Origin of the sequence: Rhizobium sp. BK112 (genome assembly GCF_014193215.1) — a bacterium.
GTDB classification, from domain to species: domain Bacteria; phylum Pseudomonadota; class Alphaproteobacteria; order Rhizobiales; family Rhizobiaceae; genus Rhizobium; species Rhizobium anhuiense.
The window spans coordinates 861,496-884,043 of record NZ_JACHYZ010000001.1 but is presented as its reverse complement, the minus strand read 5'-3'; the positions used below and the strand labels follow the sequence as shown (position 1 = coordinate 884,043).

The following is a 22,548-nucleotide window of genomic DNA, read 5'->3' as shown; positions in this document are numbered from 1 at the left end:
CATTTCCAACTGAAATAAGAGGCAAGCCGTCTTTCTCCAGCCCACGGCAGCGATTTCCCGCGGGCAACTGCCGAGCGCTGCTAAAATGGTCGAAGTACCCGCTTCGGCCGACAGCAGAAGACGTGGCACATATGGATCGGAGCAGTTGCGGTCATTATTGATCTGTCGCATCACTTGGCCGCTGAACCAGCCTTTTGGCATTCTTTTAGGACAACACAAGTGATTTACCTGCTTCGCCACGGCGAGACCATTTGGAACACCTTGGGTCGGTTCCAGGGCCAAAAAGATTCACCACTTACAGCGCGCGGTATCGAACAGGCCGAACAAATGGCGAAGCTTTTGAAGAAGGAAATTGCAGGCAGTGAGCGATCGTTCCAGCTTCACGTCAGCCCTCTCGGCAGAACGCAGGAGACCGCGGCTCGCATCGAACGGGTATTGCCGCTGGCCGCTCGTCCGGAATCGCGGCTCATGGAGGTGACCGTCGGTTCTTGGGACGGCATGACCAAGTTCGAGATCGACAACGAGTTTCCAGGAATGCTGGACAGGTCCGACGCTTTTGATTGGTATTTCAGATCTCCAGACGGGGAGAGCTCGATGCCGCCTGTGCGCGAGCAAAGAACTGGATCTCAGGCATATATGAACCGACAATTGCGATTTCTCACGGGCTGTTTGGCCGATTGGTACGTGGCGTATATTCCGGCCTTTCGAAGCGGGAAATGCTGGAATTGCCCGTTCCCCAAGATGGGTTTTATCGTCTTTGCGACGGTGAGTTCAGTCTGGTAAGCGCGTCGGCCGATACTTAGCACCACGACATTCATAAAAACAAAGACCTGCGACCGTCGCATGAATCAAATTCTAAACGACGCGCTTTTTCTGTCTTCGACACAAAACTCGTGTCAGACTGGGCTATCTACGCATACGCCTGCACGACGATCGAAAGGCTCGAAGCCATGCACAAGTTCACTGTCACTATTACGCGGGAGATCGAGGCTGACACCGCCGAGGAGGCCGCCCTGCTCCTCTATCAGGAACTGTCGAGGGGACCGGTCCCCGATCGCTACGCGGTCACCGACGAGACGAACGCCACGAAGGAGGTGAAGCTGGACCGCGAAAAGGCCGATGAATTCGCCAGCATCGATCACACCGCCGACCCAGGCAATTGGTAAGCATCACATGACCTGCCAGAGATCCGGCTTTGCGCCGCGAGCGCAAGTGCGGTAGTTGCGGGTCCCCTTCTCCGGCGCGAATGCTGGCTGTAAATAGCCGTTCGGCCGGAATATCGAGAGCCAAGGAAAGACCGTGATCTCACCAATCAAAATAGCCGTCGCCGGCGCGAGGGGCCGCATGGGTCGTGCCATCCTGCCACTGCTGGCGGCCGATCCGGCTTTTGCGTTCGTCGGCGGCATTGGCCGTGAGGGCTCTATGGGTGCCGGGCTGATCGATCGTTCGGCCGCGATCGGAGCGGCCGACGTGATCCTGGATTTCACGACGGGAAGCGCTGCGGCCGAACTTGCCGGCTTGTGTGCTTCGGCCGGTGGACCGGCCTTGGTAATCGGGGCGACAGGTTTCGAGCCAGATGAACTGGAACGGATCGCCGAGGCCGCCCGCACGATTCCGATCCTGCGCTCCGGCAATTTCTCCATCGGCGTCAACATGCTGATCGGTCTGGTCGCCCAAACCGCCCGCGCCCTTCCTGCGCATGAGTGGGATATCGAAATCCTCGAAGCCCATCACAACAGGAAGATCGACGCGCCCTCCGGCACGGCGCTGATGCTTGGTGAAGCAGCCGCCGAGGGCCGCGGCGTTTCCCTCGCATCCGTCGAGCGGCGCGGCCGTGACGGCATCACCGGCGAGCGGCCGCCCGGCGAGATCGGTTTCGCCGTGTTGCGCGCCGGCGGGATCGTCGGAGAACACAGCGTGATGTTTGCCGCCGCCGAGGAAGTCGTGACGCTCTCGCATTCGGCTCTCGATCGCGGCATGTTCGCCCGCGGCGCGCTTGCCGCCGCCCGCTGGATCGCGGGACGCGCACCCGGCGAATACGGCATGAGGGATGCGCTGGGGCTGGCGTGAATAAGGGAAACAAGCTCACAGCATATCGAGGATTGCCGAAGCGACGACCACTTCGGTTCCGGCCAGTCCCACTGAGCAAAACAGCGTCGTATCCTCAGGTGATCTCCGCCCCGTCGCTTTCCCGGCAATGATATCGGCAAGGTCGACCATGCGACTGTCGTTGCCCGAGCCGGCAAGGAAAAACGGCGACGCATAGGCGCGCGTCTGCTCCGGAGAATCCGTCGCGATCACGGCTGCCGCATCGGCGATATCCAGGCCGAGTTCGTATCCCCGATACGTTTTCGGGCCGACGGTGTTGACGTGCGCACCGGGCTTCAAATCCCCAGCATGAACGACAGGCGTTTGGCTCGTTGTCGCGCAGATGACGATATCGGCATCATCGACGGCTTCGATGGCGCTGCCGGCAACCTCCACCTCAATATCCAAGGCGTGCTGCATCTCGCTTGCGAAAGCCGTACGCTTTTCCTCGTCGCGGCTATAGACGCGGGCGCGATCCAGTTTTCGAACCGCGTCGGCTGCGGCAAGCTGGGTTCGCGCTTGCGCTCCGCTGCCGAGTATCCCCACGGTCCTGGCATCCGGCGCGCTGAGGTGACGGATGGCGAGACCTCCGATCGCACCGGTCCTGAGATTGCCGAGACGCTCTCCGAGAACGATACCTTTGAGCCTGGCGTCGTCGGCCGACCATACCGCCACGATCTGCGAATGCTCCACCCCCTCGAATGTTTCATAGGCCCGAAAGCCCGCGAGCGGTTTGTCGCCGAGGATGCCGCCGACGGTGAAGACGAGATCGCCGCGATCGGCAAACGAGACATGATGCCGGGGCGGAGAGATCAGCCGATTGCCGGCTCTCGCGAGAAAAGCGGTCTCGAGCGCATCGATCGCGACCGTCATCAACGCGCCATCGACCAGATCTTCGTCTCTCAGGACTTTCGCCATCCCCAAACCTCCGGTTCATGCCGGCACCCTGCAACCCCAACCCCGCTTGAGGTCAATAGGTCAGCAAACCGATATCCGCGGGAGACTTAATCGACCAGACGGCGCGCCATCATGACGTCGTCGATCTCCCTGCCCTCCTCCAGAACCCCGCCGGGAATCCTGCCGATTTCGGAGAAGCCTTCCCGCTGATAGAACCGTATTGCCGCCGGGTTCTCAGCGCTGACGAAGAGTTCCAGCTGCAGGATGCCGATATCGCGCGCGTGATCGGCAACCGCACCGAGCAGCCTGCTGGCAAGGCCCGTTCCGCGCAGGCTCCTTCTCACATAGACCATGATGATCGTTGCGCGATGGGCCATCTTGCTCGACCGCTGGCGAAGCAGGCCGGTTATGCCGACGGGTTCATCGCCCTGAAACGCGATGAAAACCGGCTCGTTCAGGCGATTGCGCCACTCCTCGAGAGAAAGAACCTCCCAGTCTTCGTAGCGGCTTGCAAAGAGGGACGGTTCGGTGCGAAGCGCTTCCAGACGGATGCGCCGGAAAGCCTCCACCTCGTCTGCCCTGATATGCCTGATCGCCGTACCGCTTCCATCCATCGGAACCTCCTTCGAGATGAGAGGTACAGTCAATACAGATGGGCTCAGCCGATGCAACCGGCGTTGAAAGCTTCATGCCCCAGCCTATGGCGATCGTCTCAAGCGCCGATCACTGCGCCGGACTCCTCAGCCGGCCGCCCTTCCGGACGGCCGGTTCACGGGGTGGGTCGACCCCTGTTTGATCGGTTGGGGGCGCGGCCTGTTCGCCGGTTGGGCCGACCGCTGGTTTATCGGTTGGCCCGCCGACAGGCTGCCTCGTCGACCGGACGATCAACGGATCGGCTGGCTGGACGGCGGATTGATCGGTTGTCGGCCCGTTCACCGGTTCCCCGGTTGGCCCGGCGGCCGATTGTTCGGTTGGTTCGCCCGCTGGTTCATCAGTTGGCTTGTCGATCTTGAACGATACAACTTCATGGATGATGACGAGAAGAACTATCCCGACCAACGTGCATGTCAGCGCGTAGAGAAGGAAATATTTCAGTGCATATCCCTCGCTAGTTGGCAGCACCAACTTGACAATGGTGCAAACGATATTTCCGCATTATTGAACGATACTTGAGACGAAGGCAATCATTTTCAAGCATAGCCATGAAATTTCAAAAATGGACAGAACGGAATAGAGTAAGTATTGTAGATATTTAGGAAGCCCTCTCTGGATGCTCAATTTATCTTGAGCCTCGGCAAGGACGAGAAAGTACTCTGGATCCCAAGCCCGAGTCTCCTGGGCGAAGACAGAGCTGGCGATATGGGCTAAATTGCATAGCGCCGGCAGCCTGCCTTCGGGGGCGGTCCCTCCAGGATCGGCGGCGGCAGGGGGAACTTATGTCGGCAATTGCATCTCTGTTTCAGGAAGCCGCCCGGCTTGCTGCGGGGTTCCGGCAGGCAGGGCCCGCCCGCCATGTGCCTGCCCACGATTACGCAGCCTCGCTTGCCTGCTTCGACGAACCGCTGCCGGCAGCCGGTTGCGATATGCTCAATGTCATCAGGCAGTTGGCGAGTGACGCCGAACCCGGGCTGCACGCAACCACGGGCCCGCGCTTCTTCGGCTGGGTCATCGGCGGCTCCCATCCGGTCGGCGTCGCGGCCGATTTCCTCACCAGCGCCTGGGGCCAGAACGCCGGAAACCATGCCGCCGCCCCGGCCGCAGCCGCAGTCGAGACCATCGCGGCGAGATGGCTCCTCGATCTCCTGAAGCTGCCGGCCGAAAGCTCGGTCGGCTTCGTCACCGGGGCGACAGTGGCGAACTTCACCTGCCTTGCCGCCGCCCGCGGCGAAGTGCTGCGCCGGGCGGGCTGGGATGCCGATGCGAGTGGCCTGTTCGGCGCGCCTGAGATCACCGTGCTGATCGGCGACGACGCCCATACGACGGTCTTCTCCGCACTGCAATTTCTCGGCCTCGGGCACGATCGCGTGTTGCGCGTGCGCACCGATCCAGTAGGCCGGATAGACCCGGTCGCGCTGACCGGCACACTCGATACCGTCTCCGGTCCCCTCATCGCCATCCTCCAGGCGGGGCAGATCAATACTGGCGCCTTCGACGATTTCGCCGCCATCATCCCGCTGTTGAAGGCGAAAGGCGCCTGGGTGCATGTCGACGGCGCCTTCGGCCTCTGGGCGCAGACGTCGGTGAAAACCAGCCACCTCAGCCGCGGCATCGAAGCGGCCGACAGCTGGGCGACCGACGGCCACAAATGGCTGCAGACGCCCTATGATTGCGGCTATGCGATCGTCCGCGACGAACTCGCCCATCGCCGCGCCATGACGATCGCCGCAAGCTATCTGCCGCTCGCTGGCGAAGGCGAGCGCGATCCTTCCCATTACGTGCCCGAGCTTTCGCGAAGGGCGCGCGGCTTTGCCACTTGGGCGATGCTGAAACATCTCGGCCGCGAGGGTGTAACCGCCCTCATCGACCAGTGCTGCGCCTCGGCGCAGCTGATCGCCGATCGGCTCGCACGCGAGCCCGGCATCGCCATTCTGAACGAGGTGGCCCTGAACCAGCTCGTCATCCGCTTCGGTACCGACCTGCCCTCCGAAGAAGGCGACGCGCTGACGCGAAAGACCATCGAAAAGATCAAGGCGGACGGCATGATCTTCGCAGGCGGCGCCAAATGGCGCGGCCGCGACATCCTGCGTCTCTCCGTCACCAATTTCCAGACGACATCAGATCAGGCGCAACTCGCCGCAGAAAGCATCATCGCCGCCTTCAAGAGTGTCAGCTGAGAATGATGCATCAGCTCCCCTGGTTCGCCCGCGCACAGAATGGTGCTGTCGCCGGCCGCGCATCCCAAATGAAACTTTCCGCGAGAAGCCCCGGCCATTAACGCAAATGTGGAATAGTTCCTGTCGCAAGAATGAAGCTCATGACAGCCCCCGCGGGTTCCAGTATTTCCAGGCGATCAAACGAGATCGGTCCAGTCTTATCGGAAACGAGAACCATGTTTAAGAATCGCCTTGCTTCATTATTCATTGCCGCCCTTCTGCCTGTTTCGGTTCATGCAGCCGATTGTCCGTCTGCTGACACCGCCGCCAAGGGTTTTGTGCTGGAAAATACCGGCGCACGGAGCGAATTCCACAAGGCGGAAGGGCAGATCGTCAAGACTGTCAATCATTTCGGCGGCTCACAGCAGCAGACGGTGTTTTCCTTTGCAGGTCTCTTCGATCTGGCCCGCTTCAGCAAAAACGAACAATATGCGATCCACCCGCTCTCCGATCTGAGCCGCATCGGTCCGCTGAAGAAAGGCGCTCGAACCAACGTTGCTTTCTTAGCGCTTGGCCCGGACGAGCGGGCGGATACGCGCTGGAGCCTGGAATTGACCGTCGCCGGACAGGAGAGCTTCAGTCTCGGCGAATGCAAATACAAGGTGTTCAGGATCAAGCAAGTGACCAAGAGAGGCGACGAGCAGGTCGACATCTTGAGCGTGCTCTATTCGCCTGACCTCCAGGCCACGTTGGCGAAGGTCTATTACGAGGGCACGGCCGACGAGTACACGGTCCGCTACGACAGGATCCAATCCCTGACGCACTGATGCTACGACGCATCAGTTATTGGCACACTTCTTCTCTTCCAGATTGAGGCGCGACAGCTCGTCTTCTCATTGTCACAGGCTGCGCTTATAGCTCCCCGCCCGTTCCGATCGCGCAAGGAGGAAGAGCCATGAAAGCCAATGATGTCGCCGCCCATTGGGAGAGCAATGCCGAGACGTGGACGATCTATTCCAGGGCGGGCTACGACAAGTATCGCGATGCGCTGAACACGCCGACCTTTCTGGAGATGCTGCCGTCGGTCGGCGGCCTGAGAGGTCTCGACCTCGGCTGCGGCGAAGGCTCCAATACCCGCGCGGTCGCCCGGCTCGGCGCCCGCGTGACCGGCCTCGACATCGCCCCGACCTTCATTCGTTATGCCCGCGAGAGCGAGGCAGACGCGCCGCTCGGCATCGACTATGTGCTCGGCGACGGCCAGAGCATCGATTTCCCGGAAGCGAGCTTCGATTTCGTCACCGCCTTCATGTCGATGATGGACATGGCTGATCAGCGCGAGGTGCTGAAGGGCATCCACCGCATTCTGAAGCCCGGCGGCTTCCTGCAGTTTTCGATCCTGCATCCCTGCTTCGTGCCGCCGACGCGCCGTAACATCCGCAATGAGGCCGGCGAGCCCGTCGCGGTAGAGATCGCCGACTATTTCGACGAGAGCGACGGCCGGATCGACCGTTGGATCTTTTCCTCGATACCGCAAGCGGAACGGGCGGCGCTGACGCCGTTTTCCGTTCCGCGCTTTCACCGCACGCTGTCGACCTGGGTATCGATGATCGTCGAAGCGGGGCTTACGATCGAGGCTTTTGGCGAGCCGATGGCCTCAGCCGTGGTGGCGCAGGCCGAACCCGTCGTCGCCGACACCCGCGTCGCGCCGATCTTCCTGCATATCAGGGCACGCAAGGCATAGGACCTGTTTTCCCGCCGGCATTGAGGTTTGGAACCGGCTTATCGTCGCACGGCAACGACCGAACTGGCGCGATAGCGCGACAGCTGCACCCGGTTGGATTGGTTGCCGCCGAAGAGATAGACATATTGCCGGCGCTGGTCGATGTGATCGAACAGGCTGACATGAAAGCGCCGGCCGGTGCGGATCACCACGACATCCCCACGCCTGGCGGAGCGGACGCCGACCGGCTTGCCGAACTTCTTCCAGGACGCCGCCATGTTGGGGTTGGGCGGCGGCTCCCTTGAAGATCGTTTGGCGACAAAGGCCAGGAACGCCCCGCACCACGATACCCTGCGCGGATTGATGCTAAGGAAGGAGATGGAGCGTTCATGCATGCTTTTGTACTTGGACGCCGTGCCGAGCATATCCGCCTCACAGGGCACGGCAAGCGCCGTGAGGACGATGACGAGAATAACCTTCATAGTTACCCACCATTGTTTGTATTATGCTGAAATTCCAAAATGTGGCGAAGAATAAAACAGGCGCGGCAACGTAGATGCGAATTATGGCGTGAATTAGAAACAACTAATACTGGCATTTTGGCGGCGGGAATTTGTCCGAAGAGAGGCACGGATCGGCGCTGACCAGCCTCTCGTTGCGGCCGAACGCGACGATCGAAGAACTCGTAGAACCCTTATTTTGCAGGCTCGAAAGGCTGACATAGGCCGTCCGGGCCAGGTGTATGCAGAGAAGGTGGACCGCGCCCGCAAGTGCTTGAGCGGCAAGACCATTCACCAAGAGTTGACGATCCTGCACGGCCTTGGGCCATCACCTATACGAGCTATATTTGAGACGGCCATCAGTAATACTTAGACGTCACCGGCAATACATTGCGCCCGCCCTATTCAACAGCGAAAATCGGTGGTCAGCCCCCGCCGATTGCGAACATGCGCGACCTTGGGATAACGGACCGGCGGCGCGGCGTATCAACCGTGTGGTTGTACCGGTTCGGGCTGCCCTGTGATCGGGGCAGGAGCAGCGATGAGCGCCTTGGTGACGAGGAGCGCAGCGGCGATCACAGGGACGACCACCCAGTACGAAAAGCGGATACCGAAGTGTTCGGCAACGAAACCGAGCAATGGCGGCCCAGCGAAAAACACGAGAAAGGTCGTCTGCCCGAGCGCTGCAACGCTGACCGATGCGGGTCGGTCCGTGCGCCGGGCCGCGGCCGAGATGGCAAGCGGATAGACCGACGAGCAGCCGATCCCCGTCAGGCCAAAGCCCGCGAGGGCGACGACAGGCTGTGCCGCCGTCGCAACCAAGACAAGGCCGATGGCCGCGATCCCGAGGAGGGTTATTGCGACGGGGCGTGGATTGAAGCGGTCAATCACAGAGTCCATGCCGAGCCGTCCGATGGCGATGAACGAGGAGAAAATGGCCACGCTGAGCCCGCCGACAAATGGTTCGACCGCAAATACGTCGCGCATATAGATCGCCGACCAATCGACGCTCGCGCCCTCGGCGAGAAGCGGAGCAGCGCCTATGAGGCAAAGGGGAAGCAGCCCGATCGTGGGAAAAGCGACGAGCGGAGCATCGCCGGGGTGAGCGTCATGCCGCCGGGGCGCATTCTCGATCCCGGAGAAAACGATCGACCCGGCAATCAAGACCGTCACGAGGACGATGAAGCTATGCAGTTCGATGGAGACTGCGGCCTGCCGCATACCGGCTGCAACAAGGGCGGTGATGCAGAATCCGAGGCTCCACATGCCGTGAGCCCGGCTCATGATGCGGTAGCCGAGCAGCGCCTCATGGCGATCGGTTTCGAGATTGGCGTTGATCTCGAATGCGCCGGCGAAAATGCCGGCAACAAAGAATAATGGCATCGCCAGGGAAACTGCAGGCATCCAGGGGATCAGCGCATAAAACAACGTCACACCGAAGACGGTGACGAAGGCCGTTGTGCGCGCACCAAGCCTCTCGATGAGCCTCGCCGAGAACGTCAACCCGCAGAGAACCCCGAGGGACATGATGGCGAGCAAAAGGCCCAGCTCTCCTTCGCTCAGGCTAAACTTGAGCTGAATGTCGGGCAGCCGCGAAAGAAACGCCCCCACGGAAAGGGCCACGGCAAACTGAATGAAGAAAATACGATGGTGCGGCTTCATCTCGGGGCTCTGCTCCGATTGGCGGGATTGAAGTCCAACTATCCCCCGTGGGATAGCCGGACATTCCGACGAAATGGCGACTGGCTCGGAAACCCGCGGCTTCAGCATTGTCGACCACCATGCTGACAGCCCCTGTCAGCATGGCGGCGCCACCGCCGATTGAAGGAGGACGTGTCGCTTCTTGCCGACGGACAGCCGGATGACGCCGTCCTGGACATCGGAGTGACCAAGCTGCATTGCCTCGTCGTTTACGCTGCCGCCGTTCACCCGCACACCGCCGCCGGCGATCAATCGACGTGCTTCGCTTTTCGACTTGGCGAGCCCGGCAATGACCATCGCATCAGCGAGCGGAAAGGTGCTGCGAAGGCTATCCGGGAACCTGACGGTCGGGAGGCCGACCGGCACCTCACCTTCTTCGAAGGTACGCCGGGAGGTTTCGGAAGCTTGCGCTGCCGCATCCGTCCCGTGGCACAGGCTGGTGATCTCGTCGGCAAGTATCTTTTTCGCTTCGTTGATCTCGGAATCCCGAAGCACGTCAAGGCGGGCAATTTCACTTAACGGCAACTCGGTGAACAGCCTGAGAAAACGACCCACATCGGCATCTCCGGTGTTTCTCCAGAATTGCCAGAATTCATAGGGCGACAACCGGTCGGCGTTGAGCCAGACCGCCCCCGAAACGCTTTTGCCCATCTTCGCGCCCGACGATGTCGTCAGCAGCGGAGCGGTCAATCCAAACAAGGCGCGTCCACCGATCCGCCGCCCAAATTCGACGCCGCTGACGATGTTGCCCCATTGGTCGGAACCACCAAGCTGAAGCAGGCAGCCGCGGCTTTCTGCGAGCACATGAAAGTCGTAGGCCTGCATGACCATGTAGTTGAATTCCAGCAATGACAGCGATTGCTCCCGCTCCAACCGTTGGCGCACGCTCTCCGATGTCAGCATCCGGTTGACTGAAAAATGCGGTCCAACATCGCGCAGGAAGTCGAGGTAGTTGAGCCTGCCCAACCAATCGGCATTGTTGACCATCACCGCATCGGCCGGGCCATCCCCGAAAGCGAGGAACCGCTCGAAGACACGCCGGATGCCGAGCAGGTTTTTCATGATCTGCTCTTCGCTGAGAAGGGGGCGTGACGTGTCGCGCAAACTCGGATCGCCCAGCCGACTTGTCGCACCACCCAGCAACGCGATGGGTTTGTTACCAGTCTTCTGGAACCAGCGGAGCATCATGATCGGAATGAGATGCCCGACATGCAGGCTGTCGGCGGTGAGATCGAAGCCGTTATAGGCTGTGCCGGCTCCCGAACAAAGCCAGCTGTCGAGTGCTTCCAAGTCGGTACATTGATGCAGGAAACCGCGCTCGGTCAGGGTGCGGAGAAAGTCGGATCGGGGTCCGGTGGGCTGAGAGGATCGTGTCACGGGGGTCTCCATTGGGGCCGATGAGGCCGGAGACCTTCTGTTGACACGCGTGCCGCCGACCATGCGGCGTCTCGGGTGTCAGGAATATGACCTTACGCCGCTCTCTATGGGAGCAGCGTATAATAGAAGCTCGAAAGGTTCAGGGTGCAGGTCATGGATCCTTATTACCATGCGACTGCGCAATCGCAAGAGGCGACCGCCGAAGTCCAAGCCGATCGTGCGCCCCACCCCTCTCCCGCTCACGCCGCCGCCCCTCACAAAAAATTCGCACACGCATCAATTTACTTGCCGTTCTGCAATGCGGCATATGTTTGTGTTCATAGGCAAGGGGCATAAGCGGGGAACCATGGCGTCGACGCATATAGACAATACGGGTGAAGGTGCCGGCCGGAAGGGCTTTGCCGGACTGGTCGTCGGCGCGATCGGCGTCGTCTATGGCGATATCGGTACCAGCCCGCTCTATGCCCTTCGTGAGGCGCTGAGGCCTTTTGCCGCCGATGGCGTACACGAGGCCGAGGTCATCGGTCTCATTTCGCTGATGATCTGGACGCTGACGGTCATCGTGACCTTCAAATATGTGCTCTTCCTTCTCAGGGCGGACAATGACGGTGAAGGCGGCACGCTTTCGCTTCTCGCCCTGCTGATGAAGAAGATGGGGCGAAACGTGCCGGTGCTCTTCTTCGCAGGCCTGATCGGAGCGGCGCTCTTCATCGGCGATGCGATGATCACGCCGGCCCTGTCCGTCATGTCGGCGCTCGAAGGCCTGAAGCTGGTCACGCCGGCCTTTGCCGAATACGTCCCGCTCGCGTCGGCTGCGATCATGATCGTTCTCTTTGCCGTCCAGTCCCGGGGAACGGCCGCCGTCTCGATGTTTTTCGGGCCGATCACGGTCTTGTGGTTTCTGGCCATGGCAGCGGGCGGCCTGATCCATATCGGCGACGACTGGAGGATTCTCGAAGCGCTCAATCCGATCAACGCGCTGTCGTTCCTCGCCCATGCCGGCACCGTCGGCCTCATTGTGCTTGGCGCCGTCTTTCTGACGGTGACGGGCGCCGAGGCGCTCTATGCTGATCTCGGGCATTTCGGGCGCCGCCCGATCCAGATGGCGTGGTTCGTGCTCGTCTTTCCGGCATTGCTCTTGAACTATCTCGGCCAGGGCGCGCTGGTTCTCTCCCATCCCCACGCAGCCACCAATCCGTTCTTTCTGATGTATCCCGATTGGGCCTTGCTGCCGGTGGTTCTGCTGGCAACGATGGCAACGATCATCGCCAGCCAAGCGGTGATAACGGGCGCATTTTCACTGGCCCGCTCGGCGGTTCACCTCGGCTTCCTGCCGAGGCTGCGCATCAAGTTCACATCGGAGACCAACACCGGCCAGATCTACGTGCCGAGCGTCAATCTTCTCCTGCTGGTCGGCGTCTTGATGCTGATCTTTTCCTTCGGCGATTCCGAGTCGCTGGCGACGGCCTATGGCATCTCGGTGACCGGAACCATGGTCATCTCGACCATGCTGGTCTTCCAGTTCCTTCGGGCCGTCTGGGGCTACTCCCTCGTGGTTGCCGCCCTCCTGCTGCTGCCGCTCTTCTTCATCGAAGTCATGTTCCTGGCGGCCAACCTGCTGAAGATCCATGATGGCGGCTGGGTTCCGGTCGCCCTTGCGCTGGCGATCATGATCCTGATGTGGACATGGACCCGAGGACAGGCCTATCTGAAGCGACTGCGGGCCAACAACGAGATCCCGCTCGATTCCTTCATCCGGTCGATCGAGCGAAAGTCGGACCATTCGCCGGTCACCGTTCCAGGAACGGCCGTCTTCCTGACCAGCGTCCCGGATCGCACGCCGAATGTTCTGCTCCACAATCTCAAGCACAACCACGTGCTCCATGAACAGAACGTTATCCTGACCGTCTGGACCGAAGACGAACCTTACGTCCCCGACAGCAGGCGCATCAAGCTCAGCCAGCTCTCGCCACGCTTCGTACGTCTCGATATCACCTTCGGCTTCATGGACGACCCCGACGTTACCCGGGCACTGGCGCTCTGCCGCGAGGGCGGCTTCAAGTTCGAAATCATGAAGACCTCCTTCTATCTCGGCCGCAGGAACCTCGTCAGAACGCCGAACACCGGGCTGCCCGCTTGGCAGGAGCGCATATTCATGGCGCTGGAGGGCTTGGCGATCGACCCCTCCGACTATTTCAACCTGCCGTCAAACCGCGTCGTCGAACTCGGTGAGCAGATTGCCATTTAGAACATGATGCCGAAGGCCGGGGAGTCGCGACTGGGACAGGAGAGATGGAAGCGAGGCAAGAGTGGCTCCCGTCGCAAGCGTCACGGCATGAGGCGCGAAATCATGCCTTGGCCGAGATCGCGCTCAATTCCTCCAGATCGAGATCCCGTTCCAGCTCCCGCAACGTCTCGTCATCGATTTCGCCGGCGCGATGGAGGCGGATGAGTTCCCGGCGTCCCGTTGCAACCGCTTCGAGAATGACGTCGAAATGCGCATGCAGCACCGGTATGTAATGCTCGGTTCTCTCGGCATAGTCGACGATCGACGTCGCCCGGCGCTGGTAGCGCTCCAGCAATTGCGGATGGATGAGTTTCCCCTCGGCGTCATATGCCAGGCTCTGGACGGTCCCGAACTGCGCCTGGGCCATGGCGGCTTCGGCCTGGCTCATCGTCAGGCGCGCTCTTTCCGAATCCGGCTCCACCAGCCGCGCCCAGGCGATCACTCGCCCCAATGTCGTGCCCTGTATGAGCACGGTTCCGAGAATGACGGCGAACGATGTGACGAGGATGAAGTCACGACCTGCGAACCCTTCGGGCAGGCTCAGCGCCAGGGCAAGCGTGACCACCCCGCGCACGCCCGCCCAGCTCAGAACCGTCGCACCACCGGCGCCGAGCGGTCGGGCGCGCGTGAACCCCAGGACAGCACAGAACCTGAGAACGAAATCGGAGGCGAAGACCCAGGCAAAACGCGCGATCACGAGCGTGACGAGGATCGCCAGCATCGGCAGTCCCATTGTCGCGATCACAGTGGTAAAACCGCCGCCGCGTTCGACGACATCCCTGAGCGACAGCCCGATCAAGATGAACACCGCAGCTTCCATCAGGAAGATCATCACCGTCCAGAACGAGGTGCCGCGCATGCGCATTGCGGCTGAAAGCACTGTGTGCTGGTGCCAGCTCATGATCAGCCCCGCCGTAACGGTGGCGATGACGCCGGAAACATGCAGCTGCTCTCCGAGCAGATAGGCAATCCAGCCGAGCAGCACCGAGGCTGCAATGATGAGATATTCGTCGCCGAGACGCCGGACGAGTTTGAACCACGCCGTTCCCACAACGATGCCGACGATGGCGCCGCCGAGCGCCAGCACGAAGAAATTGCCGATCACCTCCCCCGTGCTGAAGGCTCCGGTTGCAGCGGCGGCAACGGCAAAACGGAAAAGAACCAGGCCACTCGCATCGTTGAGCAAGCTCTCGCCTTCGAGCAGAATCTGAAGCCGCCGCGGCAGCCTGACGCGCTCCAGTACGGCGCGCGCCGAAACCGCGTCCGGCGGCGCGACGATCGCGCCGAGTGCCGCGCAGGCAGCCCAGGGAAGTGAGGGAAAGAGGAGATGGGCGACAACGGCGACGACGGCACAGGTGAAGAGCACCGCACCGACGGCAAGTGAAGCGATGCCGATCACATGACGCCGCAACCGCGCGAGCGCGATCGACCAGGCGCCGTCCATCAACAGCGGCGCAGGAAGATGACCAGAACCAGTCCGGGGTCGACTGATATCGCCGGCAGTCCCGGCGCAAAGGCCAGCAAGGCGCCACCGGTCAACAGCGCGACGGACGGCGGCAGCCCGAGCCTGTGGGCGGCATAGTGCAGCGCGATGATCGCGAGAAACATCACGATAACGAGCTCGAATAAGTGGGTTGGTTCCATCTGCCTCTGCCCCTGCTCAGCAACGGATGTCGGATGCCTGACGCAAAGAGTTACAGCGACCTCGCGCGTCTGAAAAGACGCACCGCGCTGTAAAGCCGCCGAACCGGGAAAACCGCTTCGCCCCAGAGGCGACCGGCGATAATGTCCACCTTGTGCCATAGCTGGTTGGAGTCGGTACTGCCATAAAGCTTGTCGGCATAGCCCGAGCCGGTCAACCACGCGATCGAGACATAGACGTGACCCCTGGCGTCACCGGAGTTGACGGCCACATTGGCAAGGTTTGCCCTGCACGGCAGGCATTTGATGTCGATGATCGCTTGCCGTCGATCATTGCCGGGATTTAATTGGAATTTCCTGCGCATCCTCCTTACACCCTGAGTCTTGAGGCAAAGGACGATATATGAAGAGACGGACCCTTGTGCTTGGAGGTGCGGCGATCGTTGCATCGTCCGTCGCGGCGGTAGCGATCTGGCCCCGGCGGCATATCACGGTCGCCGCCAGGACATTCGACTGGAAGGGGACGGATTTCCTGAGCGGCGGCACCAAATCGGTCGCCTTGGAAAAGCTGCCCGTCCCGCTCTTCCGCAGCCGTCCGAATTGCGTCGTCACCGTCGCTCAGACTCTTGGCCCCTGCCACGTCAACAATATTCCCGCCCGTCAGGACGTCTCGGAAGGAAAGGCTGGACTGCCCTTGCGGTTGGCCGTCCGGATCGTCCATGCAGCCGATTGCCGGCCGGTCGAGAATGCCGATATCGAAATCTGGCATACGGATCACCGCGGCATCTATTCCGGCCGCGAGGCTGCGAAGATGTGTACACTTGGCGATGCCGAGGCGATCAGCGGGCTCGCCTTTCGCGGTCGCCAGCTGACGGATGCACAGGGGCAGGCAGGCTTCCTGACGGCCTATCCCGGATGGTACCAGGGCCGCACACCCCATGTTCATTGCCGAATCCTCGTCGACGGCAATGAGCTTCTCGTCAGCCAGATCTATTTCGACGATGCGCTGAGCGACATCATCTATGGCGAGCATCCGGACTATATTGGACGCCCGGCCCGCGATACGCGCAATGACGACGACGGCATCATCCCTGAGGACGCCGCCGATCACATATTCGATTTCGAGAAGCTCGATGGCGGCGTGCTCTCCGCCACCATCACGATCGGCCTCTCTGCCTGAACGCAGGTAACGCCGGAAATGCATGGCCGGAGCTGTAGATTGCCATCCGCGAGGGCCTGTATTGCAACTTCACTAAGACAAGATACAAAATCTTCGCGTCAATCGGGATATCTGTGCTTCCCCGGTTCAGACCAGCGTGTTGAGCGATGGAGGATGAGGATGCGAGGCTTTGGGTTTGTTGCGCTCTTCAATCTCGGAGCCATGCTGGCAGCCGGGCCGACCAGTGCCTGTATCGATATTGCCCCCATGGACCTTCACGATGTTTCATATGCAGACGTCGTGGTCGTTGGTCGCGTGACGAAATACACGTTGGTTCTCGACCCCGAGGCGAGGAAACGACATCAGGAATTCCTTGCCCACAGTAGTGGCAAAGTCCGGGAGCTTCTCGGGAAGGCGAACAGTTTTATGACTGACTATGCGCGCTTGGAGATAGCGGTCGAGGAAGTTCTGCGTGGCACGGCGCCTCATACCCTCACCGTCACCTGGGATAACACTGCATTCAGCGAGACTATGCCGCCTACCTCCTACCTTATAGCCTTGCGCAGTTCAGGCTCACCGCTACCGCCACTTCGAGGTGCCACCGCCACTATTCTTCCGGACCCGGATCCGGCTTCCCTGTCTGTCCTGCGGGCGCCGTGTTCCGCTCCGTTCTTTTTCGAAAGCACCAACAGTGATGCAGATATTGTTCGGCAGATATTGAACTCAGGGTCCAAATGAATCTTTTGAGGGGATGACGACCTTGCTGGAACCCGAGATCCCCCTGGATGGCGGCAACGTCAATGCCGCCGTCGTGCGCGTCGGCTGCCATTTCGAGCACTGGCGGCGCGAGGCAGACGCTTTCGCTCTTAATCTGATAGAACTGGGACGGGCGTTATGACCGCCACCTATATACCCGCATACCATTCATAACCGCGATCTTCCCAAAAGCCGCCATTGCCGCCGTAAAGCTGGCCGAGATCGGCGACGGCTTCGATGCCGGTCAGGTATTTTGCCTGCTTGTAGCCGAGCTGGCGCTCGACCCGGAGCCGGAGCGGCGCGCCGTGGGCGACTTCGAGATCGCGGCCGTTCATGGTGTGGGCGAGGATGGTCTGGGGATGAAACGCGTCGACGAGATCGATGCTTTCGTAATACCAGCCGCTGCCGTCGAGCGTCTTTTCGTATTCGTCGGCGCAGTGGAACACAATGTAGCGGGCTTCGGGTTTCAGACCGGCTGCCTGTAGCAGCGCGCCGAGCGGCACGCCGGTCCATTTGCCGATGGCGCTCCAACCCTCGACGCAGTCGTGCCGGGTGATCTGTGTACGGGCCGGCAGGGCTTTCAACTCCGCCAGCGACAGTTGCATCGGCTTGTCGACCAGCCCGCCGACCTCGAGCCGCCAGCTTGAAAACCGCTGGTTCATCCACTCGATATAGCGAGCATTGTCGGGCATGCTCGTGCCGTTGGCGCGAAAGGTCGGCGAGATATCGGCTTCCGTGAACTCGCGGGCGAGCGCGTCGTCGCCAAGCAGGAAGCGCTGGGTCTTCATGCTGAGGCCTTCGGCGATCTTGAGCACCGATTTCGTCCGATCGCTTTCGCCGAGTGCATCGCAGCCGGCAAGCCCCAGCGCCGACGCCGTCATGGTCGCGCCGATCAGGAAGCGGCGTCTGGTAATGATGCGGCTCATGATTTCCCTCCCTGGCCGATGTCGTAATAACCGGTGATCATCGAGCGCAGATTGTTGAACACGCCCGAGACCAGCACCATCGCCACATGCACCGCGACGAAGGCGACAAGCGAGAAAGCAGTCAGAAAATGCAGCGTCCGCGCCGATTGCCGGCCACCGAACAGGTCGAGCAGCCAGGGCGCGACCGCATTGAAGCCCGGCGACATGGTTAGACCGGTTGCAACCATCAGCGGCAGCAGCACGAAGATCACCGCGATATAGGCGAGTTTCTGCAGCGTGTTGTAGTGGCGTGCCTCAGGCCCCTTGGGAAAGCGCAGCCGGGCGTGATTGACGATCTCATGGCCGAGATGCGAAGGCTTCAGCTCCTGGGGCGCCGGCAACAAATCGCGGCGGAAATGCCGGCTGATAAAGCCATAGGCGAGGTAGATGAAGCCGTTGATGACGAACAGCCAGGCAAAAAAGAAATGCCAGCGCCGGCCCGTCGCCAGGTCCCGGTAGCTCGGCATGGTCAGCCAGCTCGGAAAACCTTGCACAGAAGCCTCGCCGTCGACATTCGAAACCCCGAGAACGCCCGTCGTGTCGAAGGTCAATCCGCCCAGGCGTGTCACCCCTTTCAACGCATCGCCTTCCTGCTCCGCTTCCATGGAAATGAAGGACGGATCGTCATCAGCGCCATACTGGCCCCAATAGAGCGCCGGGTGGGCGTTGAATATCTGCAGGCCGCTGAACAGCAGCACCGTCATGCACAGCACGTTTACCCAGTGCGACAGGCGCACCAGCAGGCCATGGCGGTAGAAGAGCGTTCCTCCGCTCGCCATGCCGGCATCGGTCGTGGCCATCGTAGGTCCTCCGGATCGACTTGAAAGGTCTTCTCGAAAAGACGCGGCCGCGGGCAAAATAGTTTCAGCGGCCGCGATCCACTATTACTTCATCGCGTCGCAGGCCTTCATCATCGTGTCCTTCTTCATAGAGTCCTTCTCCATGCCGGCATTGTGCATGCAGTCGGCCTTGGTGCTGCCGGTCGCCATGTTGTCCTGCTTCATCGCGTCCTTCGACATCGTATCCTTCGACATGGCGTCCTTAGACATCGCGTCGGTCTTCATGCTGTCTTTCTTCATGGCATCGCTGCTTTGAGCGCTGGCGGCGCCGGCAAGCGACAGGCCGATAACGAAGGTGCAGGCGGCAAGGGTGGAAAGGATCTTGGTCATGAGGGTCTCCTCGGATCGATTGATGTGTCCGCGGCACCCGCCGACGGCTCACAGTGCTGAATTCGATCTTCTTGCGAAGGCAGTTACAGCCTCACGCTTATGTGATAGCGCTGGCCCGTCAGGAGATTTTCGAATCCGCCTGTAACCAAAGCGTCATCCACGCGAATGACATTGCAGACGACATGACGAACGCCCATTCGGAACAAGCCCTGAAGATGCTGATGCTTCTGTCCCTCGACGGGGACGAGGCTGCCTATCGGCGTCTGCTCGGCACGTTGCGACCCCTGCTCGTCGGCTACTACGGCGGGCGTATTGGCACCGCGGCGAAGTCCGACACGGAAGATCTCGTGCAGGAGACGTTGCTGGCGCTGCATGCGCGCCGGGCGACCTATGACAGGGAGCGGCCGTTTACCGCGTGGTTCTTCTCGATTGCCCGCTACAAGCTGATCGACCATCACCGAAAACATGGCGGTCGCTACAAGTCGGAAATGGAGCTTAACGAGGAGATCGAAGGCGACTTCAGGGAGGATGCGATTGCAGCGCGCATGGATGTCGAGCGGCTGTTGAACGGCCTGCCGCAGCACCAGCAGGAACTGATCCGTCAGGTCAAGCTCGAAGGGCAGTCGGTGGCCGATACGGCAAGCCGCACCGGACAGTCGGAATCGGCGGTCAAGGTCGGTGTTCACAGAGGCATCAAGGCGCTGGCGGCAAGATTGCGAGGTGGGACGTGAGAGAAACTGAGGACGTGATCGACATCCTTGTCAGAGATCTGAAGCCGGTACCGAGACATGCGCTGGAACGCCGTTTCGTGCTCGCCGTCCTGCCTGCTTTGGCAGTCTCGCTGCTGCTGATGCTTGTTGTCGTCGGCCTTCGCACAGACATGACGCAGGCGCTGACGCTGCCGGTTTTCTGGATCAAATCCGGCTATAATGCCCTGCTCGCAATCGCCGCCTTCGCCGCCGTTTACCGCCTCTCCCGGCCGGATGGCTCGGAAGGCCGCTTTTTCGGCATTGGCGCTGCAATCGTGCTGGCTCTGGCCGCCATGGCGGTCATCCAGCTCGCTTTGTCGCCGGCATCAAGCTATCCCGTGCTGGTGCTCGGCTCCTCCGCCCTGCATTGCCCGCTGCTGATCCTTGCCTTTGCCATGCCCATCCTGATCGCCAATACATGGGTGCTACGCGGCGCCGCACCAAGCAAGCTTGGGATGACAGGCTTCGTCGCCGGCATTGCAGCAGGCGCATCCGGCGCCTGGGTCTATTCCTGGTTCTGCACCGAAAACGGCCTGCCCTTCGTCGTCCTCTGGTATTCGCTCGGCATCCTGTTAACAGGCGCAATCGGCGCCCTCTTCAGTCGTCGCCTTCTGCGCTGGTAGGACCGGCTGTCGGATTCTTGCGCCCCGATACCACGATGCAATAACCAATTTTTCCGTGAAGGAATCGGAGCGGCGCGCACTAATCCTGCATCCGGCATGAAACCAGATGCAGCATTCCTGCGTACTACCCCTCAGGACAGGCAAACGAAGGCAGCGAGGGGTGATGGCATGGTCAGGAAAGAAGGCATAGCACACATTCCCCGGCAAGCCGCCGAACAAGGGCTGGCCAGGCTGATGATGAGGCTGCCCGCGACGCGGGCAACCATCAGAGCAGCCGCGGCGAGCCGCCCCCATCTTTATGAATTGTGCGGCGCCTATGGCGAGGCCTGCGCCGTCCTTGACCGCATGCGCAGGGAAATCTCCGCCGATCCCGCAATCGTCACCGAATACGAGATCATCTGCGCGGAAATCGAAATCGACGTCACCAGGATCCTGTTCAGCGACCGCTGAGACATGCGCTCTCCTCCTCCATCGCCGCGCCTCGGACCGGGCAAGGCGCCGTTTGCTGCCCACATTCCTCTCAGCTCAGCAAGTCATCCACATGGACGGAGATGCTCAGCGTATCCGTGTCGAAATGGTGCGCGGCCCCGTCGGAGATCTTATAGTAAAAAGTCTCGCTCACCTCACCGCTAAGCCCGGCAAGCTTCGTCGCGTCGACCGTGTAGCTATAGTCACCATGATCGTCGACATGGATGGTGCCGTATTGGCCGGTCAGCGTCAGACCGTTCTTGTTGACCAACTCGCCGTCAAAGCGGCGAAGCAGCAGGATCCCATTGGCCGAGCTGTCATTTTCGAGGAGATTGCCATGATGGGCGTCCGCGTCGGCCGAGATTTTCAGGCTGTCATGGGTTGCGACGATCGTCGGGGTTGCGTCCGCATGCGTTGCATCTCCCGCAACGTGACTATCAAGAATCGCAAGCTGGGCCTCTTCGAGCGTCGTGTTGTTGCTGACCGGAAAGGTGTTCGCGGCGATGATGGCCGGGGATATGCTGTAGGGCGTGACATCGCTGGCGATGACATTGTCATGAAAAGAGCCGGATGCAGGCCTGTCGACCTTCAGCGCCGCCTGCGACAGGTCGTCGAAGACATTGCCGTAGATCTCGATACCTTCGCGAACGTAACTGGTGGTGCCGGCAGAGCTGACCGCCACGCCCCATACGCCGTCATGGATATAGTTGCCTGAGATATCGTAGTCCCGCGTATTGCCCTGGTCCCCGAGACCGATGGCATAGGACCAGCTGTACCCGCCATAGCCTGAAATATCATTGTCGTGGATGGCGATATTCGTGCCCGCTTGGGCGCTGATCCCGAAGCCGCCACCAATCAGCGTATTATCCTCGACCACGGCATTCACCGGCCGGATGAGCGCAATGACGCCCTTCGGCGTCGCGGCGCCCGTCTGGTCGAGGTAATTGCCGCTGATCACGATATTGCTGCTGTCGTTCATCTGTACGGCATCTGCCGCGGTGCCGTGGGCGTTGGTGACGGTGTTGTTGAGAAAATTGACGCCGTTGACCTTCTCGATCCAGACGCCGTCACCGTTCACGCCGGTGATCGTGCTGTTTTCGATGGTGATGTTCGAGCCGGTCCTGAACGTGACGGAGCCGGACTTGGTGGAGCTTCCGGTATTTTCCACCTCGACATTGCGGACGGTCCAGTTCGAAACATAGCCGCCATAGATGGCCGCGCCTGCTGTCTCGGAGATCTTGAGGTTCTCGATGACGATATTCGACGCATAGAGGCTGTGAATGCCGTCGCCGGGGCTATGGATAACCGGCGCGTCGCCGACCCCATAGCTGCCGATGGTGATCGGGGCGCTAGCGGTGCCGGAATATTTCAGGTCGAGTTGGTCGTTGAACACGCTTCCGGCGGCGAGCAGCACGCTGTCGCCCGGCTGCAGCTTCAAGTTTTCCACCGCCCAGAACGATGCAAACGGCGTGTCCACGCTCGTTCCATTGTTGCCGTTGGAGCCTATCGCTGGATTCACATAATAGATTGCCATATCGCCTTGTTCTCGAATTGCCGCGCAGCCGTCTGCATCGGCTGCAACGCGTGGATCGGATGCGGTCGGGGTTAAAGGCCATCAAGAGGGCCTTCATATTG

The 22,548-nt window shown here is 60.7% G+C and carries 23 protein-coding genes and 2 pseudogenes; 13 read left to right on the top strand and 12 right to left on the bottom strand.

The window, feature by feature from the left end; all coding sequences use genetic code 11:
• Window positions 1-219: 219 nt before the first annotated feature.
• From FHT75_RS04230 to dapB, 3 genes and pseudogenes are all read left to right on the top strand, one after another.
• A pseudogene (locus tag FHT75_RS04230) lies at window positions 220-803 on the top strand (histidine phosphatase family protein).
• Between the two features lie 147 nt (window positions 804-950).
• A complete protein-coding gene (locus FHT75_RS04225) occupies window positions 951-1,166 on the top strand; it encodes a hypothetical protein (protein ID WP_183844652.1) in 216 nt (71 codons plus the stop codon).
• A gap of 133 nt (window positions 1,167-1,299) precedes the next feature.
• Window positions 1,300-2,070 (top strand): 4-hydroxy-tetrahydrodipicolinate reductase, encoded by a 771-nt coding sequence (gene dapB / locus FHT75_RS04220; RefSeq protein WP_028758920.1) that lies wholly within the window; start codon window positions 1,300-1,302, stop codon window positions 2,068-2,070.
• 15 nt (window positions 2,071-2,085) lie between these two features.
• Here dapB and FHT75_RS04215 read toward each other — a convergent pair whose 3' ends face one another.
• The 3 genes from FHT75_RS04215 to FHT75_RS35725 form a co-directional block, all read right to left on the bottom strand.
• Window positions 2,086-3,006 (bottom strand): ornithine cyclodeaminase family protein, encoded by a 921-nt coding sequence (locus FHT75_RS04215; RefSeq protein ID WP_183844646.1) that lies wholly within the window; start codon window positions 3,004-3,006, stop codon window positions 2,086-2,088.
• An 86-nt stretch (window positions 3,007-3,092) separates the two neighbouring features.
• Window positions 3,093-3,599: a GNAT family N-acetyltransferase gene (locus FHT75_RS04210; RefSeq protein WP_063475128.1), complete on the bottom strand. Its 507-nt coding sequence runs from the start codon at window positions 3,597-3,599 to the stop codon at window positions 3,093-3,095.
• 109 nt (window positions 3,600-3,708) lie between these two features.
• On the bottom strand, window positions 3,709-4,110 hold the full coding sequence (locus tag FHT75_RS35725; RefSeq protein ID WP_246712879.1) for a hypothetical protein: 402 nt from the start codon (window positions 4,108-4,110) through the stop codon (window positions 3,709-3,711).
• Between the two features lie 311 nt (window positions 4,111-4,421).
• On the opposite strand from FHT75_RS35725, the gene FHT75_RS04200 reads away from it, so the two are divergent.
• From FHT75_RS04200 to FHT75_RS04190, 3 genes are all read left to right on the top strand, one after another.
• Complete coding sequence (locus tag FHT75_RS04200) at window positions 4,422-5,819, top strand: pyridoxal phosphate-dependent decarboxylase family protein (RefSeq protein WP_047610523.1); 1,398 nt, start codon at window positions 4,422-4,424, stop codon at window positions 5,817-5,819.
• A gap of 131 nt (window positions 5,820-5,950) precedes the next feature.
• Entirely contained in the window at window positions 5,951-6,625 is a 675-nt protein-coding gene (locus tag FHT75_RS04195) for a hypothetical protein (RefSeq protein ID WP_246712878.1), read from the top strand.
• A gap of 128 nt (window positions 6,626-6,753) precedes the next feature.
• Window positions 6,754-7,539: a class I SAM-dependent methyltransferase gene (locus tag FHT75_RS04190; protein WP_047610527.1), complete on the top strand. Its 786-nt coding sequence runs from the start codon at window positions 6,754-6,756 to the stop codon at window positions 7,537-7,539.
• A gap of 38 nt (window positions 7,540-7,577) precedes the next feature.
• Here FHT75_RS04190 and FHT75_RS04185 read toward each other — a convergent pair whose 3' ends face one another.
• The 3 genes from FHT75_RS04185 to tyrS all read right to left on the bottom strand — a co-directional run bounded on the left by FHT75_RS04185 (window position 7,578) and on the right by tyrS (window position 11,108).
• Window positions 7,578-8,000 (bottom strand): TIGR02594 family protein, encoded by a 423-nt coding sequence (locus tag FHT75_RS04185; protein WP_028758913.1) that lies wholly within the window; start codon window positions 7,998-8,000, stop codon window positions 7,578-7,580.
• Window positions 8,001-8,504: 504 nt separating this feature from the next.
• Window positions 8,505-9,680, bottom strand: a complete 1,176-nt coding sequence (locus tag FHT75_RS04180; RefSeq protein ID WP_097542287.1) for an MFS transporter — start codon at window positions 9,678-9,680, stop codon at window positions 8,505-8,507.
• Between the two features lie 135 nt (window positions 9,681-9,815).
• Entirely contained in the window at window positions 9,816-11,108 is a 1,293-nt protein-coding gene (gene tyrS, locus FHT75_RS04175) for a tyrosine--tRNA ligase (RefSeq protein WP_047610531.1), read from the bottom strand.
• Between the two features lie 334 nt (window positions 11,109-11,442).
• Between tyrS and FHT75_RS04170 the strand changes: the two genes are divergently transcribed.
• Window positions 11,443-13,344: a potassium transporter Kup gene (locus FHT75_RS04170; protein ID WP_097542286.1), complete on the top strand. Its 1,902-nt coding sequence runs from the start codon at window positions 11,443-11,445 to the stop codon at window positions 13,342-13,344.
• A gap of 100 nt (window positions 13,345-13,444) precedes the next feature.
• On the opposite strand, the pseudogene FHT75_RS04165 reads toward FHT75_RS04170, so the two are convergent.
• Both FHT75_RS04165 and FHT75_RS04160 read right to left on the bottom strand, forming a co-directional pair.
• Window positions 13,445-15,027, bottom strand: a pseudogene (locus FHT75_RS04165) (Na+/H+ antiporter).
• Window positions 15,028-15,077: 50 nt separating this feature from the next.
• Window positions 15,078-15,389 (bottom strand): hypothetical protein, encoded by a 312-nt coding sequence (locus FHT75_RS04160; protein WP_132572277.1) that lies wholly within the window; start codon window positions 15,387-15,389, stop codon window positions 15,078-15,080.
• A 38-nt stretch (window positions 15,390-15,427) separates the two neighbouring features.
• Here FHT75_RS04160 and FHT75_RS04155 point away from each other — a divergent pair, with 38 nt between their 5' ends.
• From FHT75_RS04155 to FHT75_RS04145, 3 genes are all read left to right on the top strand, one after another.
• A complete protein-coding gene (locus FHT75_RS04155) occupies window positions 15,428-16,204 on the top strand; it encodes a protocatechuate 3,4-dioxygenase (RefSeq protein ID WP_183844644.1) in 777 nt (258 codons plus the stop codon).
• Between the two features lie 159 nt (window positions 16,205-16,363).
• Complete coding sequence (locus tag FHT75_RS04150; RefSeq protein ID WP_063475134.1) at window positions 16,364-16,921, top strand: hypothetical protein; 558 nt, start codon at window positions 16,364-16,366, stop codon at window positions 16,919-16,921.
• 22 nt (window positions 16,922-16,943) lie between these two features.
• Complete coding sequence (locus FHT75_RS04145) at window positions 16,944-17,081, top strand: hypothetical protein (protein WP_155295699.1); 138 nt, start codon at window positions 16,944-16,946, stop codon at window positions 17,079-17,081.
• 7 nt (window positions 17,082-17,088) lie between these two features.
• Here the strand turns inward: FHT75_RS04145 and FHT75_RS04140 are convergent, their stop codons facing one another.
• From FHT75_RS04140 to FHT75_RS04130, 3 genes are all read right to left on the bottom strand, one after another.
• A complete protein-coding gene (locus tag FHT75_RS04140; protein ID WP_028758922.1) occupies window positions 17,089-17,865 on the bottom strand; it encodes a molybdopterin-binding protein in 777 nt (258 codons plus the stop codon).
• Window positions 17,862-18,704: a cytochrome b/b6 domain-containing protein gene (locus FHT75_RS04135; protein WP_047614046.1), complete on the bottom strand. Its 843-nt coding sequence runs from the start codon at window positions 18,702-18,704 to the stop codon at window positions 17,862-17,864. Before FHT75_RS04135 ends, FHT75_RS04140 begins: the two co-directional genes overlap by 4 nt.
• Window positions 18,705-18,788: 84 nt before the next feature.
• Entirely contained in the window at window positions 18,789-19,073 is a 285-nt protein-coding gene (locus FHT75_RS04130; protein WP_047610538.1) for a pentapeptide MXKDX repeat protein, read from the bottom strand.
• 182 nt (window positions 19,074-19,255) lie between these two features.
• Here FHT75_RS04130 and FHT75_RS04125 point away from each other — a divergent pair, with 182 nt between their 5' ends.
• The 3 genes from FHT75_RS04125 to FHT75_RS04115 all read left to right on the top strand — a co-directional run bounded on the left by FHT75_RS04125 (window position 19,256) and on the right by FHT75_RS04115 (window position 20,895).
• The gene (locus tag FHT75_RS04125; protein WP_047610540.1) at window positions 19,256-19,804 is read left to right on the top strand and encodes a sigma-70 family RNA polymerase sigma factor; all 549 of its coding nucleotides are present in this window, start codon (window positions 19,256-19,258) and stop codon (window positions 19,802-19,804) included.
• Window positions 19,801-20,445 (top strand): NrsF family protein, encoded by a 645-nt coding sequence (locus FHT75_RS04120; RefSeq protein WP_047610542.1) that lies wholly within the window; start codon window positions 19,801-19,803, stop codon window positions 20,443-20,445. The genes FHT75_RS04125 and FHT75_RS04120 overlap by 4 nt, the downstream gene beginning before the upstream one ends.
• Before the next feature lie 168 nt (window positions 20,446-20,613).
• Window positions 20,614-20,895, top strand: a complete 282-nt coding sequence (locus FHT75_RS04115) for a hypothetical protein (protein WP_047610543.1) — start codon at window positions 20,614-20,616, stop codon at window positions 20,893-20,895.
• 70 nt (window positions 20,896-20,965) lie between these two features.
• On the opposite strand, the gene FHT75_RS04110 is transcribed toward FHT75_RS04115, so the two are convergent.
• A complete protein-coding gene (locus FHT75_RS04110; RefSeq protein WP_183844643.1) occupies window positions 20,966-22,447 on the bottom strand; it encodes a right-handed parallel beta-helix repeat-containing protein in 1,482 nt (493 codons plus the stop codon).
• Between the last annotated feature and the right edge of the window lie 101 nt (window positions 22,448-22,548).

Coding starts and splice junctions, on each gene's coding strand:
- FHT75_RS04225 (WP_183844652.1), top strand. CDS start 951: ATGCACAAGTTCACTGTCACTATTACGCGGGAGATCGAGGCTGACACC.
- FHT75_RS04215 (WP_183844646.1), bottom strand. CDS start 3,006: ATGGCGAAAGTCCTGAGAGACGAAGATCTGGTCGATGGCGCGTTGATG.
- FHT75_RS04210 (WP_063475128.1), bottom strand. CDS start 3,599: ATGGATGGAAGCGGTACGGCGATCAGGCATATCAGGGCAGACGAGGTG.
- FHT75_RS04200 (WP_047610523.1), top strand. CDS start 4,422: ATGTCGGCAATTGCATCTCTGTTTCAGGAAGCCGCCCGGCTTGCTGCG.
- FHT75_RS04195 (WP_246712878.1), top strand. CDS start 5,951: ATGAAGCTCATGACAGCCCCCGCGGGTTCCAGTATTTCCAGGCGATCA.
- FHT75_RS04190 (WP_047610527.1), top strand. CDS start 6,754: ATGAAAGCCAATGATGTCGCCGCCCATTGGGAGAGCAATGCCGAGACG.
- FHT75_RS04185 (WP_028758913.1), bottom strand. CDS start 8,000: ATGAAGGTTATTCTCGTCATCGTCCTCACGGCGCTTGCCGTGCCCTGT.
- FHT75_RS04180 (WP_097542287.1), bottom strand. CDS start 9,680: ATGAAGCCGCACCATCGTATTTTCTTCATTCAGTTTGCCGTGGCCCTT.
- tyrS (WP_047610531.1), bottom strand. CDS start 11,108: ATGGAGACCCCCGTGACACGATCCTCTCAGCCCACCGGACCCCGATCC.
- FHT75_RS04170 (WP_097542286.1), top strand. CDS start 11,443: ATGGCGTCGACGCATATAGACAATACGGGTGAAGGTGCCGGCCGGAAG.
- FHT75_RS04160 (WP_132572277.1), bottom strand. CDS start 15,389: ATGCGCAGGAAATTCCAATTAAATCCCGGCAATGATCGACGGCAAGCG.
- FHT75_RS04155 (WP_183844644.1), top strand. CDS start 15,428: ATGAAGAGACGGACCCTTGTGCTTGGAGGTGCGGCGATCGTTGCATCG.
- FHT75_RS04150 (WP_063475134.1), top strand. CDS start 16,364: ATGCGAGGCTTTGGGTTTGTTGCGCTCTTCAATCTCGGAGCCATGCTG.
- FHT75_RS04140 (WP_028758922.1), bottom strand. CDS start 17,865: ATGAGCCGCATCATTACCAGACGCCGCTTCCTGATCGGCGCGACCATG.
- FHT75_RS04135 (WP_047614046.1), bottom strand. CDS start 18,704: ATGGCCACGACCGATGCCGGCATGGCGAGCGGAGGAACGCTCTTCTAC.
- FHT75_RS04130 (WP_047610538.1), bottom strand. CDS start 19,073: ATGACCAAGATCCTTTCCACCCTTGCCGCCTGCACCTTCGTTATCGGC.
- FHT75_RS04125 (WP_047610540.1), top strand. CDS start 19,256: ATGACGAACGCCCATTCGGAACAAGCCCTGAAGATGCTGATGCTTCTG.
- FHT75_RS04115 (WP_047610543.1), top strand. CDS start 20,614: ATGGTCAGGAAAGAAGGCATAGCACACATTCCCCGGCAAGCCGCCGAA.
- FHT75_RS04110 (WP_183844643.1), bottom strand. CDS start 22,447: ATGGCAATCTATTATGTGAATCCAGCGATAGGCTCCAACGGCAACAAT.